This is a genomic window from Neisseria sp. P0006.S004, assembly GCF_051963015.1.
Taxonomy (GTDB): domain Bacteria; phylum Pseudomonadota; class Gammaproteobacteria; order Burkholderiales; family Neisseriaceae; genus Neisseria.
In genome coordinates this window covers 14,454-28,049 of record NZ_JBQCUS010000001.1, presented here as the reverse complement: position 1 = coordinate 28,049, position 13,596 = coordinate 14,454, and the positions used below count along the sequence as shown (strand labels likewise).

General features: G+C 47.4%; 13 protein-coding genes. 6 read left to right on the top strand and 7 right to left on the bottom strand.

Translation table 11 applies throughout. From position 1 onward, the window contains the following. Nucleotides 1–168: 168 nt before the first annotated feature. From rplI to rpsF, 4 genes are read right to left on the bottom strand one after another with little or no spacing between them, the layout of a single operon-like run. On the bottom strand, nt 169–621 hold the full coding sequence (gene rplI / locus ACTHR2_RS00135; protein ID WP_003678862.1) for a 50S ribosomal protein L9: 453 nt from the start codon (nt 619–621) through the stop codon (nt 169–171). 16 nt (nt 622–637) lie between these two features. After that, nucleotides 638–868 carry a 30S ribosomal protein S18 gene (gene rpsR, locus ACTHR2_RS00130; RefSeq protein WP_003678863.1) on the bottom strand — a complete coding sequence of 77 codons (231 nt, stop codon included), beginning with the start codon at nt 866–868 and terminating at the stop codon, nt 638–640. A 6-nt stretch (nt 869–874) separates the two neighbouring features. Beyond that, nucleotides 875–1,177 (bottom strand): primosomal replication protein N, encoded by a 303-nt coding sequence (gene priB / locus ACTHR2_RS00125; RefSeq protein WP_191620531.1) that lies wholly within the window; start codon nt 1,175–1,177, stop codon nt 875–877. Continuing rightward, entirely contained in the window at nt 1,174–1,545 is a 372-nt protein-coding gene (gene rpsF, locus ACTHR2_RS00120; RefSeq protein ID WP_004519252.1) for a 30S ribosomal protein S6, read from the bottom strand. Before rpsF ends, priB begins: the two co-directional genes overlap by 4 nt. A gap of 245 nt (nt 1,546–1,790) precedes the next feature. Between rpsF and hscA the strand changes: the two genes are divergently transcribed. The 3 genes from hscA to fdx all read left to right on the top strand — a co-directional run bounded on the left by hscA (nt 1,791) and on the right by fdx (nt 4,526). Continuing rightward, on the top strand, nt 1,791–3,650 hold the full coding sequence (gene hscA, locus ACTHR2_RS00115; protein WP_263340757.1) for a Fe-S protein assembly chaperone HscA: 1,860 nt from the start codon (nt 1,791–1,793) through the stop codon (nt 3,648–3,650). Between the two features lie 79 nt (nt 3,651–3,729). Continuing rightward, nucleotides 3,730–4,092 carry a TIGR02328 family protein gene (locus tag ACTHR2_RS00110; RefSeq protein WP_263340754.1) on the top strand — a complete coding sequence of 121 codons (363 nt, stop codon included), beginning with the start codon at nt 3,730–3,732 and terminating at the stop codon, nt 4,090–4,092. A 92-nt stretch (nt 4,093–4,184) separates the two neighbouring features. Continuing rightward, nucleotides 4,185–4,526 carry an ISC system 2Fe-2S type ferredoxin gene (fdx, locus tag ACTHR2_RS00105; RefSeq protein ID WP_003745561.1) on the top strand — a complete coding sequence of 114 codons (342 nt, stop codon included), beginning with the start codon at nt 4,185–4,187 and terminating at the stop codon, nt 4,524–4,526. Nucleotides 4,527–4,600: 74 nt separating this feature from the next. Here the strand turns inward: fdx and ACTHR2_RS00100 are convergent, their stop codons facing one another. After that, complete coding sequence (locus ACTHR2_RS00100; protein WP_263340749.1) at nt 4,601–5,221, bottom strand: hypothetical protein; 621 nt, start codon at nt 5,219–5,221, stop codon at nt 4,601–4,603. A gap of 311 nt (nt 5,222–5,532) precedes the next feature. On the opposite strand from ACTHR2_RS00100, the gene iscX reads away from it, so the two are divergent. The 3 genes from iscX to metE all read left to right on the top strand — a co-directional run bounded on the left by iscX (nt 5,533) and on the right by metE (nt 9,149). Beyond that, nucleotides 5,533–5,730 carry a Fe-S cluster assembly protein IscX gene (gene iscX, locus ACTHR2_RS00095; RefSeq protein WP_049349676.1) on the top strand — a complete coding sequence of 66 codons (198 nt, stop codon included), beginning with the start codon at nt 5,533–5,535 and terminating at the stop codon, nt 5,728–5,730. A 171-nt stretch (nt 5,731–5,901) separates the two neighbouring features. Next, on the top strand, nt 5,902–6,783 hold the full coding sequence (gene metF, locus ACTHR2_RS00090) for a methylenetetrahydrofolate reductase (protein WP_049323818.1): 882 nt from the start codon (nt 5,902–5,904) through the stop codon (nt 6,781–6,783). A gap of 89 nt (nt 6,784–6,872) precedes the next feature. Next, on the top strand, nt 6,873–9,149 hold the full coding sequence (gene metE / locus ACTHR2_RS00085; protein WP_263340738.1) for a 5-methyltetrahydropteroyltriglutamate--homocysteine S-methyltransferase: 2,277 nt from the start codon (nt 6,873–6,875) through the stop codon (nt 9,147–9,149). Between the two features lie 92 nt (nt 9,150–9,241). Here the strand turns inward: metE and ACTHR2_RS00080 are convergent, their stop codons facing one another. Further along, nucleotides 9,242–11,482 carry a right-handed parallel beta-helix repeat-containing protein gene (locus ACTHR2_RS00080; RefSeq protein ID WP_107723679.1) on the bottom strand — a complete coding sequence of 747 codons (2,241 nt, stop codon included), beginning with the start codon at nt 11,480–11,482 and terminating at the stop codon, nt 9,242–9,244. A gap of 1,093 nt (nt 11,483–12,575) precedes the next feature. Further along, nucleotides 12,576–13,574, bottom strand: coding sequence for a branched-chain-amino-acid transaminase (ilvE, locus tag ACTHR2_RS00075; RefSeq protein WP_101755255.1), 999 nt, complete (start codon nt 13,572–13,574; stop codon nt 12,576–12,578). Nucleotides 13,575–13,596 lie beyond the last annotated feature (22 nt).

Sequence of the window (13,596 nt, the reverse complement as noted above, 5' to 3'; positions counted from 1 at the left end):
GAAAGAATATTCGTCTAACACATCATCTCTCTATGCCAACCGCCATACTTTTTAATCAGCCAAAAATATAGACAACTCGACACCTATTTGCTTCGGCTCAAGCACATAAACAAGGCCGTCTGAAATCCAAGGAAACCCTTGATTTTCAGACGGCCTTGAATGAATCAATTACTCAGCGGCTGCAACAACAGCAACGGTAATTTTAGCAACAGCGTCAGTGTGCAGAGCCACTTCAACTTCGTATTCGCCAACAGCTTTCAATGGGCCATTAGGCAGACGTACGTTTGCTTTAGCAGCTTGGATACCGGCAGCAACAATCGCTTCAGCGATGTCAGCATTGGTAACAGAACCGAACAGACGACCATCAACACCGGCTTTTTGAGCAACAGTAATGGTTTGGCCTTCCAGTTTTTCTTGACGTGCTTTAGCATCAGCCAAGATTTCAGCTTGTTTGGCTTCCAATTCAGCGCGGCGTGCTTCGAATTCTTTCATGTTGGCTTCGGTTGCACGTTTTGCTTTACCGGCAGGGATCAGGAAGTTGCGTGCGTAACCGTTTTTAACGGTAACGATGTCACCCAAGTTACCCAGACCGCCGATTTTTTCTAACAGAATAATTTGCATGATTTAAACTCCAAAATTATTTGTGTTGATCGGTGTAAGGCAACAGAGCCAGGAAACGGGCACGTTTCACAGCAGTAGCCAACTGACGTTGGTAGTGTGCTTTAGTACCAGTAATGCGGGCAGGGATAATTTTGCCGTTTTCAGAGATGAAGTCTTTCAACAAATCAACTTGTTTGTAATCAACTTCTTGGATTTTTTCAGCCGTAAAGCGGCAGAATTTTCTACGTTTGAATGATTGACGAGCCATTGTCGTTTAACCTTTATATTCTTTAATGTTCTGTATGCGTAGTACCGGCTTTGGGAAGCGTTGGCTGCGTTGCGCCAAAAAACCTTCCGACTCGATGACGGCATCTTGCCGATACTGCCATTCCTCAGCCTGCTTACCTAAAATCCGCGCAGGAATTTCAAATTTGACCAGACATTTTTGTCCGTTTTCTTCCTGCCAAGATTCATGTTGTAACACAACATCTAAAACAGGGATTCCTGCCGGCGTATATCTCAAAGGCTGAACCTGCAAGATACGGGCGGTAAGCTTAATCAGATTGTTCAATCTTATTCAGCTGCTGCAACTTCTTCAGCTGCACCGTTCAGCAAGTTTTTTGCTTTTTCGCCGCCCAGCATTGGGGAAGCTTCAGTTACAGCGTGTTTTGTTTTGATGGTCAGGTGACGCAGTACGGCATCATTGAAGCGGAAAGCAGTTTCCAACTCTTCAACCACTTCGGGAGTAGTTTCGATATTCATCAAAACATAGTGTGCTTTGTGGATTTTGTTGATGGGGTAAGCCAATTGACGACGGCCCCAGTCTTCCAAACGGTGGATTTTACCGTTGGCTTCAGTAATCATGGTTTTGTAACGCTCAACCATAGCAGGCACTTGCTCGCTTTGATCAGGATGAACGATAAACACGATCTCGTAATGACGCATGTTATCTCCTTATGGATGATTAAAAACAGCCTTTCACCATGCGAAGTAAAAGGCAAGGCAAAGAGGCTGAATTTTATCCGCATTTCTTAAAAAATACAAGTCCGGATTCAAAATCCACTTTCTTTTCAATCAAAAAACAACATTAGGCCTTATGGTTATTTCCTAGCAATCCACTCAACTATCTGCCAAAAATCTGCTAAAATCTGCCCCATCCTAATAAATACAGCATCAGAAGGCACACAATCATGGCTCTTTTGCAGATTTCCGAACCCGGCATGTCCGCCGCCCCCCATCAACACCGCCTCGCCGTAGGCATTGATTTAGGCACAACCAACAGCTTGGTAGCCACCGTACGCAGCGGCAGCGCAGTCTGCCTGCCCGATTCAGACGGCCGCACCACCCTACCTTCAGTTGTCCGTTATTTGGATGGCGGAGTCGAAGTCGGCAAAAACGCCCTTTCCGCACAAAAAACTGATCCTCTGAATACGGTCAGCTCCGCCAAACGCCTGATCGGCCGCACCCTTACTGACCTTACACAAGATGCGCAATACCTGCCCTATCAATTTACCCCCAATGAGCGCGTGGTCGAATTAAACACCCGTCAAGGTGCGAAAACGCCTATCGAAGTATCGGCAGAAATCCTCAAAGCCCTCAAATTGCGCGCCGAAGAAACATTGGGCGGCGATTTGGTTGGCGCCGTCATTACCGTTCCTGCCTATTTCGACGATGCTCAACGTCAAGCCACCAAAGATGCCGCACGCTTGGCAGGCTTGAATGTATTGCGCCTCCTCAATGAGCCAACAGCCGCCGCAATCGCCTACGGACTGGATAACGCATCAGAAGGCACGTTTGTCGTTTACGACTTGGGCGGCGGTACATTCGACGTATCCGTATTGCAACTAACCAAAGGCCTGTTTGAAGTAAAAGCCACCGGTGGCAACAGCGCATTGGGCGGCGACGACTTCGACCATCGTTTATTCTGCCACCTGCTCGAACAAAACGACCTTTCCAAACTCAACGAACAAGACAGTCAACTTCTACTTTCCCTTGTCCGCACTGCCAAAGAAAAACTGACCACTCAAACCGAAGCCGTCATCGAGACCACACTTTCAGACGGCCATAAAGTTCATACCGTCATTACCCGCCAAGAGTTTCACAATCTGACCCAAAATCTGGTGCAAAAAACCATAGAGCCGGTCAAACAAGCACTGAAAGACGCAGGCGTGACCAAAGCCGACATTAAAGGCGTGATTATGGTCGGCGGTTCGACCCGCATGTTGCATGTTCAACAAGCGGTCGCCACCTTCTTTGGACAAACTCCGTTGAACAACCTCAACCCAGACGAAGTGGTTGCACTCGGCGCCGCCATACAAGCAAACGTCCTTGCGGGTAACAAAACCGACGGCGAATGGCTGCTACTTGACGTTACACCTTTGTCACTCGGATTAGAAACATACGGCGGTCTTGCCGAAAAAATCATCCCGCGCAACTCTACCATCCCCACCGCGCGCGCGCAGGACTTCACCACCTTCAAAGACGGTCAGACTGCCATGACGATACACGTCGTACAAGGCGAGCGCGAACTCGTTTCCGACTGCCGCAGCCTTGCCAAATTCACCCTGCGCGGCATTCCGCCCATGGCTGCAGGCGCAGCGCGTATCCGCGTAACCTTCCAAGTTGACGCCGACGGCTTGCTGTCCGTTTCTGCACAAGAGCAAAGCACCGGCGCACAGGCGCAAATCGAAGTTAAACCTTCCTACGGTTTGGACGACAGCACCATCACCCAAATGCTCAAAGACAGCATGAGCAACGCTGCCGAAGACATGGCAGCCCGCGCCCGAGCCGAAGCCGTAGTCGAAGCCGAAAGCCTGACCGACGCCGTCAACGCTGCTCTTGAATTGGATAGCGATTTATTGGAAGCTGAAGAATTGCAACAGATTCAACAAGACATCGCCAACTTGCAAGGCCATCTGAAAGACGGCAAAGCCGAAGACATCCGTGCCGCCGTTGCCAAACTCAGCCACAGCACCGACAACTTCGCCGCCAAGCGCATGAACCGCAACATCCAACGCGCGTTAACAGGGCAAAGCGTTGATAATATTTGATGCCTAAACAGTTTCAGACGGCCTCGGAAGATACAAAGGTCGTCTATCTAAATATCCAAAAACTGAAACGATTTCTTTTATGCGACTCTGGCACCAAACCCTTATCCCCCTACTCCCCCGCGCCCAGCTTTTGGGGCAACACCGTGAATGCGCTGCTTTACGCGGAGCGGGCTGGGGCAGACCGCATGCGACGGTTAATTACGTTTTTACCCACTCACCCTACAAACTCTACCTGTATCACGTATTGATTATGGAAGAGATGGAAAAGCGCGGTTACAAACCGGATGTTTTATGGAAAGACCCACTATATCGCGGCAAAGCCGCTGCCCCATACCATTCGCACGTGATTGAAGCATCCACTTTGCCGATTTATGCCGAACATGATGATGCTTATCTGGACGAGTGTTTGGAAAATTTAAGAAGTAAAGGCATCATGTTATAAACCCATTTTTCAGACAGCCTGAATATTGAATATCCAAGGCCGTCTGAAACCACTTTAACCACAACCACTCTTAAACAACCGAGACAATAAAAATGCCAAAAATTACCGTACTCCCACACGCGACATTATGCCCTGAAGGCGCGGTTATCGAAGATGCACCGGAAGGCCAAACCGTCCTTGACGTACTGCTCGACCACGACATCGAAGTCGATCATGCTTGCGAAAAATCCTGCGCCTGCACTACCTGCCACGTGATTATCCGCAAAGGTTTTGACAGCTTGGAAGAGCCGAGTGAACTGGAAGAAGACCTGCTCGACCAGGCATGGGGCTTGGAAGCCGATTCACGCTTGAGCTGTCAGGCAGTTGTTGCCGATGAAGATTTGGTCGTAGAAATTCCCAAATATACGATCAACCATGCACGTGAAGACCATTAAAACAAAGTTGAAAAAAAGGCCGTCTGAAACCACAAATTCATGGTTTTCAGACGGCCTGTTGCTTATGCGGCAAACTATTTGATATGAGGGAAAATAAAACGCATACGCGAAATTTGCATGGAGGCCACTTTCTGCGTAGCGGAGTAATTTTCAATTTTTTCTTGCATTCTGATTTGATGCAGATTGCCGTTATAACGGGGAGCAGCGTTCTGAGATTTGTTTACTGTCGGCAGTTCAGCCTCTGCCTTCAACGCTTCCTCTGCCTCGATAGCTGAAAGTGCAGCCTCATCCCTTACCAAACCGAAACGCTCGATAATGGCATTGGCTTCATCTATATAACGCGATTTGTCCGCGCCATTTTCCAACACCGCATCTTCAAGCACGACCGACAAATGCTTGCCGCAATTTTCGATACGCTCTGCGATGCGCGAATAAACCATCCAACGTTTCAACCTCAATGCGCCTGCATCGTCGTTGGGTGAAGCAGCATCCAGTTTAATCAAGCCATAGTGTTTGCCGTAATACAGACGGAACACCAGCTGCTTCAAACCTTCTGTTTCGTCCAGCATCCGATAAAATTCGCGAACCAACAACAGCAAACGGTCGAATGCACCTGCTTTGGACAGATACTCCGAATCATCGGAAGCGAGCGCGTAAATCAGTTTGGACAGCTTGGCGTTGAGCGCGTTATTCATCTTTTTTCCTTTTATTTTTAAGCGATGGATTGTCTTAAGAGCCGTTCCAAAAAATTTGGTTGCATAGCGAAATGTAAATTTTGCATGGAAACCAAATCATTCAAAACGGAATAGAAAGTATAAAACGGCAGATTCAAAGGGAATATGCCGTGAATTTTAAGTGTCTTGCCGTATTTTAACGCAACTATGCTATTTTGTTAAAAAATAGCGTCATCATTTACCTGCCTATCTTCCGTAAAACAATCTGGCAGTCCGACTTCTTCTTGATTAAAATAATTGGCAATAGTCGAAACCCAATAAAGGAACACATCATGAAATGGACAGATACCCAACGCATCGCCGAAGAACTCTACGACTTACACGGCGACAGCATCGACCCGAAAACCGTGCGTTTTACCCAACTGCGTGATTTGATTATGGCTCTGCCTGAATTTGACGATGATCCGGCGCGTTGCGGCGAGCGTATTCTCGAAGCCGTGCAACAAGCATGGATAGATGAAACAGAATAATCTTTCCTCCCTTCCCTATCAAACAAGACCTCAGGCTGTTTTTCAGACGGCCTGAGGTCTTTATTAAATCTATTCATACAATTTCGGAAAATTTCGAAATTGACTCATACCAACCTCAAATTTATTATGCAGCCTGACAACAAATAAAAGATATGCAGAAGGTGCATAACCATGAATCACGCTCGAGAAATCGCTGCTTTAAACAACAGCCTTTCTGATTTGAAAGGCGACATCAATGTTTCGTTCGAATTTTTCCCGCCGAAAAACGAACAAATGGAAACCATGCTGTGGGATTCCATCCATCGCCTGCAAACCTTGCATCCGAAATTCGTTTCCGTAACCTACGGTGCAAACTCCGGCGAACGCGACCGCACACACAGTATCGTTAAACGCATCAAACAAGAAACCGGCCTTGACGCAGCCCCCCACCTGACCGGTATCGACGCCAGCCCTGACGAGTTGCGCCAAATCGCCAAAGATTATTGGGACAGCGGTATCCGCCGCATTGTCGCTCTGCGTGGCGACGAGCCGCCCGGCTACGAGAAAAAACCTTTCTATGCCGAAGATTTGGTCAAACTGTTGCGCTCCGTTGCCGACTTTGATATTTCCGTAGCAGCCTATCCAGAAGTGCACCCGGAAGCCAAATCCGCCCAAGCCGACTTGATCAATCTAAAACGTAAAATCGATGCGGGCGCAAACCACGTTATTACCCAATTCTTCTTCGACGTGGAAAGCTATCTGCGCTTTCGCGACCGTTGTGTGATGATGGGCATTGACGTTGAAATTGTTCCCGGCATCCTGCCCGTAACCAATTTCAAACAATTGACCAAAATGGCCCAAGTGACCAACGTCAAAATCCCAAGCTGGCTGTCTAAAATGTACGAAGGTTTGGATGACGACCAAGGCACGCGCAACCTTGTTGCCGCCAGCATCGCCATCGACATGGTCAAAGTCCTCTCGCGCGAAGGTGTCAAAGACTTCCACTTCTACACCCTCAACCGCAGCGAACTGACTTACGCCATCTGCCATATTTTGGGTGTACGTCCCCGTTAATAAAACAGACGGCCTCACCATTCTGATTTACAATATCGAACATTCAGGCCATACCGGCCTGATTCAAAATTCCAACTAGGAGAGTTAACATGACAACATTACATTTTTCAGGCTTCCCGCGCGTCGGTGCCTTCCGCGAATTGAAATTCGCACAAGAAAAATACTGGCGCAAAGAAATCAGCGAGCAAGAATTGCTGGCTGTTGCTAAAGACTTGCGCGAGAAAAACTGGAAACACCAAGCTGCTGCCAACGCTGATTACGTTGCCGTAGGCGATTTCACTTTCTACGATCACATCCTCGACCTGCAAGTTGCCACCGGTGCCATCCCTGCCCGTTTCGGCTTCGACAGCCAAAACCTGTCTTTGGAACAATTCTTCCAACTGGCCCGTGGTAACAAAGACCAATTCGCTATCGAAATGACCAAATGGTTCGACACCAACTACCACTACTTGGTGCCTGAATTCCACGCCGATACCGAATTCAAAGCCAACGCCAAACACTACGTTCAACAACTGCAAGAAGCCCAAGCTTTGGGCCTGAAAGCCAAACCGACCATCGTCGGCCCATTGACTTTCCTGTGGGTAGGTAAAGAAAAAGGCGCTGTCGAATTCGACCGTCTGAGCCTGTTGCCTAAACTGTTGCCTGTTTACGTTGAAATCCTGAACGCTTTGGTTGAAGCCGGTGCCGAATGGATTCAAATCGACGAGCCAGCTTTGGCTGTTGACCTGCCTAAAGAATGGGTAGAAGCCTACAAAGACGTTTACGCCACTTTGAGCAAAGTAAACGCCAAAATCCTGTTGAGCACTTACTTCGGTTCTGTTGCCGAACACGCTGCTTTGCTGAAATCCCTGCCTGTTGACGGCCTGCACATCGACTTGGTACGCGCTCCTGAACAACTGGACGCATTTGCCGACTACGACAAAGTTCTGTCTGCCGGCGTTATCGACGGCCGCAATATTTGGCGTGCCAACCTGAACAAAGTTTTGGAAACTGTCGAGCCTCTGCAAGCCAAACTGGGCGACCGTTTGTGGATTTCTAGCTCTTGCTCTCTGCTGCACACTCCATTTGACTTGTCAGTTGAAGAAAAACTGAAAGCCAACAAACCTGACCTGTACTCTTGGTTGGCATTCACCCTGCAAAAAACCCAAGAATTGCGCGTTCTGAAAGCCGCATTGAACGAAGGCCGCGATTCCGTTGCCGAAGAACTCGCCGCCAGCCAAGCTGCTGCCGACTCCCGTGCCAACAGCAGCGAAATCAACCGTGCAGACGTTGCCAAACGCCTGGCCGATTTGCCTGCCAACGCGGACCAACGCAAATCTCCATTTGCCGACCGTATCAAAGCGCAACAAGCATGGTTGAACCTGCCTCTGCTACCGACTACCAACATCGGTTCTTTCCCACAAACTACCGAAATCCGCCAAGCACGCGCAGCCTTCAAAAAAGGCGAACTGTCTGCCGCTGATTACGAAGCCGCGATGAAAAAAGAAATCGCCTTGGTGGTTGAAGAACAAGAAAAACTGGACTTGGACGTACTGGTACACGGCGAAGCCGAGCGTAACGACATGGTCGAATACTTCGGCGAATTGTTGAGCGGTTTTGCATTCACCCAATACGGCTGGGTACAAAGCTACGGCTCACGCTGCGTGAAACCACCTATCATCTTCGGTGACGTAAGCCGTCCTGAAGCCATGACTGTCGCTTGGTCTACTTACGCGCAAAGCCTGACCAAACGCCCGATGAAAGGTATGTTGACCGGCCCTGTCACCATTCTGCAATGGTCTTTCGTCCGCAACGATATTCCTCGCTCTACCGTGTGCAAACAAATCGCACTGGCCCTGAACGACGAAGTATTGGATCTGGAAAAAGCAGGCATCAAAGTCATCCAAATCGACGAACCTGCCATCCGCGAAGGTCTGCCTTTGAAACGTGCCGATTGGGATGCCTACCTGAACTGGGCCGGCGAATCGTTCCGCCTGTCCTCTACCGGTTGCGAAGACAGCACCCAAATCCACACTCATATGTGCTACTCTGAGTTCAACGACATCCTGCCTGCCATCGCCGCTATGGATGCTGACGTCATCACCATCGAAACTTCACGTTCCGACATGGAGCTCTTGACTGCATTCGGCGAGTTCAAATACCCGAACGACATCGGCCCGGGCGTTTACGACATCCACAGCCCACGCGTACCGACTGAAGCTGAAGTTGAGCACCTGTTGCGCAAAGCCATCGAGGTTGTACCGGTTGAACGTCTGTGGGTAAACCCAGACTGCGGCCTGAAAACACGTGGCTGGAAAGAAACTCTGGAACAACTCCAAGTGATGATGAACGTAACCCACAAATTGCGTGCCGAACTGGCTAAATAATGTGAGTTAGATGAAAAGGCCGTCTGAAAATTTTCAGACGGCCTTTTTTTATTTATCAATATTTAAAACATAAAGATTACGACTTCAACAACTTACAAAATCCCTGTCGTTGTATGATGTTCTTCCACTCCTGATGTATACACGTTCTGAGTATGGTGATACACAGTCTCTTTAGTCGTTTCAACAATATGGTTGGCTTCTGACAAAATATCGCTCAATGCCACTTTACTGTCGGTCGTATTCACTTTTTTCAGTGCTGCGCCGTTATGGCTATTGCCTTCAGAATACGTGTTGATGTCATTTTCAAAGCGCAGCCATGAATCATACAACTTGCCTTTAATGTCCGTCAGGATTTTGTTGTTGGCCACATTTAAAGATGCCTTACCCTTAGGGTTGGTACTGTGTACGTCTATCAAAGCATCATTCAAATTACCGCCAAGTTTCAATGTATTATTGGTGATGTTGTACTCTTTAGCATTGCTCTTTAAATAAGCAAATTCGACATAGCCGGCAGATTCTTCACGCACGGAAATTTTGTTGTTGTGAATCGTTACCGCCCCATGCATAGCGACATTACCATGGTGTTCTTCCACATAAACCGGTACTGCGCCTTTCATGATCTTGCCGATATCGGCGTCATTGCCGCTGATGGTAATGGTACCGCTGCCCATGCCGTTTTTAGATAAAACGCGGTCATAGGTATCGTTGATGACGGCAATCAGATATTTGGTGGATTCGCCGCTGATCTTGTTGTTTGCCATATTGAGCGTGTAATCCATTTTGCTTTCATGGTTACGGAACTCAATCGCGTAGGTCTGAATATTGTTTTGATAAACCGTCAGATTTTTAATGACATTATCGCTTATATCAAAATAGCCTTTGTCAGCCGAGTGCAAATCTCTGTATTGGGTATTGGTTTGCACCTGAATACCTGAATACATGTGGTAGTACTTGCCCAAGTCATCATCAACATTCAAACGGAAGCTCGGATCTTGAATAATGGTATTGCCGGTAATTTTGACTTTATCCATAGAAAACTGGCGGTTGTAGGCAACAATACCATATAGCCGGTCACCCGTTAACACATTGTTTTCAATGACAATGCCTGTACCATCGTGCACATCCAAACCCTTGCGGTAGTTATGGTCGGTCGTGTTTTTACGGTATGTGATGCCGTAATTGTAGCTACCGGCAGCCACGGCCATACCGTACCCTGTCCCGCCATCCGCTTCGTGGCCGTTCCAATCCAAACGGTTGCCCTCGCCGATAAAGTTTTGTTGGAAACCGATCAGCGCACCGGCAACGCGGTTGTGGTGTAGATACGAATCAACAATACGGTTGTTTTCACCCAAAGGCAGCGCTTCGTATTTTTCATCAATTTCGCCGCTTTGTACGCGTGCTTTAAAGGTCAGTTTTTGACCTTTTTCCGTTTCCAAAGAAGCGGTTGACGTAAACATCACACCAGCACGATTGGCACCGGAAACCTCTACTTTGCTGATTAAAGTATTGTCCGCATCGTTCACTAAAATGCCGTTTACCTTGCCAAAATAGCTTAAGCCTTTGCGGTAAAAATCAGGGTTGGTATATTGAACCGACAAGTCGGCAATGGTTTTATTGTTTTGCCCATCAATCAAGATACCGGCAAATTGGCGAATGTCATCATGGTTGGTGTCCGGATTGAACACACCCGTCTGCGCCTTATCAAACGTTACCTTGGTTTTGCCCATCCCCGAACCAAACAAGCCACGCGCGCCGGAGACGGTTTTATCCATCACAATCTGATTGGAAATATAGTAAGTACCATCCAAGAAAACCATGGCTTTTTCTTTGTGCGCCGCCTCTAAAGCTGCTTTAAATGCCTGAAGGCTGTCTTTCTTACCCTGTGCATCGGCACCAAAATCATTCACGCGGATGTAATTACCGTACTCTTTGGATTCATACACGCGGTATTTTCCAGATAGACTTACCCTGCCTTCGGCATGATCGTCAATTTTGTTTGCTTTACCCGAACTGAGGTGTCCGTCGTGACTATTGATTGCTTTTTTGCCGGAAGAAACGCCCGCTATTTTGTCATGGCCGTCTGAATCCTTCAGATTCTTTTTATGCGCAATTTCAACTGTTTCTTTTCCTTCGGCAATTCTGTCTTCTGCCTCTTTCTCTTTGCGGGCGGCTTCTTGTTTGGCTTTACGCTCTTCAATCGCTTTTTCGACTGCCGCTTTATGCGCTTCTTTTGCGCGCTCAACCGCCTTTGCTTTAGCTGCGGCGGCTTCGGCTATTTTTTTTGCTTTAGCCTCTTCGTAAATTTTTTGCCTTTCAGCCAGGACTTTTTCCATCGATTTATTGACTGGTTTGGCTGCCGTTGCTTTATCGGTAGCGGCAGGTTTATTTGTTACTTTAGGCGCAATGGTGTTTTTACTGGAAACGCTGCTTACAGAAGCAACGCTGGCTCGTGCGACATGCATTTTTGTCACAAGACCGTCTGAAGATGATGAAGTGCTGTCCAATCTTTCTGCCTCAGCTACATGAACCGCCTCTCTCGTTACAGTATTTTTACCGCTTAATTGCTTGGGTTCTGGAAAAACCGACGGACTATCCCCCCAATTTTGAGTGTGTATCCATTCTTTTAGCGGAGAAGATGATTTGGAAGTGGTTTCAGGAGTTGAGGAGCCGTGACGGATATGGGTACGGCCAAGAGGAGCAAGTTTATGTGACATAATCAGCGTATTTCCTTGTATCAAATATCGTTCTTTCCCACCGCACAAGCGTGCAACAAAAAAGTTCGATTGAATAAAGAGGTAAGACGGATTCTGTCGTAACAGCAATTGCCTGTATAAAGGCCAAACTGAAGCTGGCCACTTTGAGAAACTCGGCAGCGTTTCCCCTTCTGCCGGTTTTCTAATTGGAAACGGTAATGGTGTTTAGACAGAACCCTTGGATGACTTTTATAGGCAATCTGTCCGCGCACCATGTATCCGGTTATTTTTGACGGAAATGTATCAGAGTCCCTTTTTAATTGATTAGTTCATCCAAAGTTAAGTTATTTTTGATTTTTATAGCAAAATAAAAATGGTTTTATCTTGCATCTTTTTCCTTTTTGACTTGACAGAGTGAATCCCGCGAAGCCAAAAAGGAGGGAAATTCTAACACGATATGCTTTTAGCATTCCCTATTTAACTAAATTTACAAAATATACAGAATAAATATCTATAACTGTTTTTAACTTCATCGAAAAATCAATAAAATTCGATATTTCCAATATGTATTTTTACAACATGACTATTCATTATATACCGATTATCTTAAAATACTACCGTTTATTTGCAAAATTTAGTATTTTATTATTGCTTCCACCATCTAAAAACCAATAAAAAAAGGCCGTCTGAAAAAATATTTCAGACGGCCTTTTTTTTATTAAATGCGTTCTATTCAACAAACTTCGACCAACCAGCCGTGTTTGTCTTCTGTCAAACCGTATTGAATGTCGGTAATCGCCTTACGGATTGCGTAACCGCGCTCTTGGCTCTTCACTTCGATTTCTTTGCCATCAATCACGAAAGAAGTTACCGGAGAAATGACAGCAGCCGTACCGGTCAGAATCGCCTCTGCGCCATTTTCCACAGCTGCTTTCAGCTCATCAACGGTAAAGTTGCGTTCGGTAACGGTGTAGCCCAAATCTTTGGCAACAGTCAGTACGGAATCGCGGGTAACGCCGTGCAAGAATTCGTCGGTCAACGGTTTGGTAATGATTTCATCGCCGTTAATCAGGATAAAGTTGGACGCGCCGGTTTCCTGAACGTCGCCATTCGGGCAGAACAATACTTGGTTTGCACCGTGCTCTGCTTTGGCTTTCAATACCCAAGGCATGGCGGAAGCGTAGTTGCCGCCGCATTTCACGCGGCCCATGTGCGGGGCGCAACGGATGTGTTCGGTTTCCACCAAGATTTTAACGGGCGAACCGGCTTTGAAATAGTCGCCGACAGGAGAAGCCAGAATGTACAGCAAAGCAGTTTCGGAAGGAGAACCGGCCTTACCGATCACAGGGTCGGTACCGATCAAAGTCGGACGCAGGTACAAAGCGGCTGGCGCATCAGGGATTTCCTCGGCGGAGCGTTTGACCAATTCGATCAAAGCATTCAAATAAGCTTCCGTTTCAGGACGCGGCAGGTGCAGAATATCTGCGCTTTGCTGCATGCGCGCGATATTGGCGGTCGGGCGGAACATCACGATTTTGCCGTTTGCCTGACGGAATGCCTTCAAACCTTCAAAACATTCGCTGCCGTAATGCAGGGCGTGTGCGCCCGGGGCGAGTGTCAGGTCTTTGGAAGATTGCCATTCTACCGGTTGCCATTTACCTTCACGATAAGCGATAACGGGCATTTCAGCGTGGAAAACGCTGCCGAATACGGCTGGGACTGGTCTGCTCATGATGATTGCCTTTCTTATTCTG

Excerpts from the sequence above, each read along its gene's own strand:
- ACTHR2_RS00100 (WP_263340749.1), bottom strand. The coding sequence starts at position 5,221 with ATGAATAACGCGCTCAACGCCAAGCTGTCCAAACTGATTTACGCGCTC.
- ACTHR2_RS00080 (WP_107723679.1), bottom strand. The coding sequence starts at position 11,482 with ATGGAAAAAGTCCTGGCTGAAAGGCAAAAAATTTACGAAGAGGCTAAA.
- ACTHR2_RS00110 (WP_263340754.1), top strand. The coding sequence starts at position 3,730 with ATGCGACTCTGGCACCAAACCCTTATCCCCCTACTCCCCCGCGCCCAG.
- rpsR (WP_003678863.1), bottom strand. The coding sequence starts at position 868 with ATGGCTCGTCAATCATTCAAACGTAGAAAATTCTGCCGCTTTACGGCT.
- fdx (WP_003745561.1), top strand. The coding sequence starts at position 4,185 with ATGCCAAAAATTACCGTACTCCCACACGCGACATTATGCCCTGAAGGC.
- rpsF (WP_004519252.1), bottom strand. The coding sequence starts at position 1,545 with ATGCGTCATTACGAGATCGTGTTTATCGTTCATCCTGATCAAAGCGAG.
- metE (WP_263340738.1), top strand. The coding sequence starts at position 6,873 with ATGACAACATTACATTTTTCAGGCTTCCCGCGCGTCGGTGCCTTCCGC.
- rplI (WP_003678862.1), bottom strand. The coding sequence starts at position 621 with ATGCAAATTATTCTGTTAGAAAAAATCGGCGGTCTGGGTAACTTGGGT.
- ilvE (WP_101755255.1), bottom strand. The coding sequence starts at position 13,574 with ATGAGCAGACCAGTCCCAGCCGTATTCGGCAGCGTTTTCCACGCTGAA.
- hscA (WP_263340757.1), top strand. The coding sequence starts at position 1,791 with ATGGCTCTTTTGCAGATTTCCGAACCCGGCATGTCCGCCGCCCCCCAT.
- metF (WP_049323818.1), top strand. The coding sequence starts at position 5,902 with ATGAATCACGCTCGAGAAATCGCTGCTTTAAACAACAGCCTTTCTGAT.
- iscX (WP_049349676.1), top strand. The coding sequence starts at position 5,533 with ATGAAATGGACAGATACCCAACGCATCGCCGAAGAACTCTACGACTTA.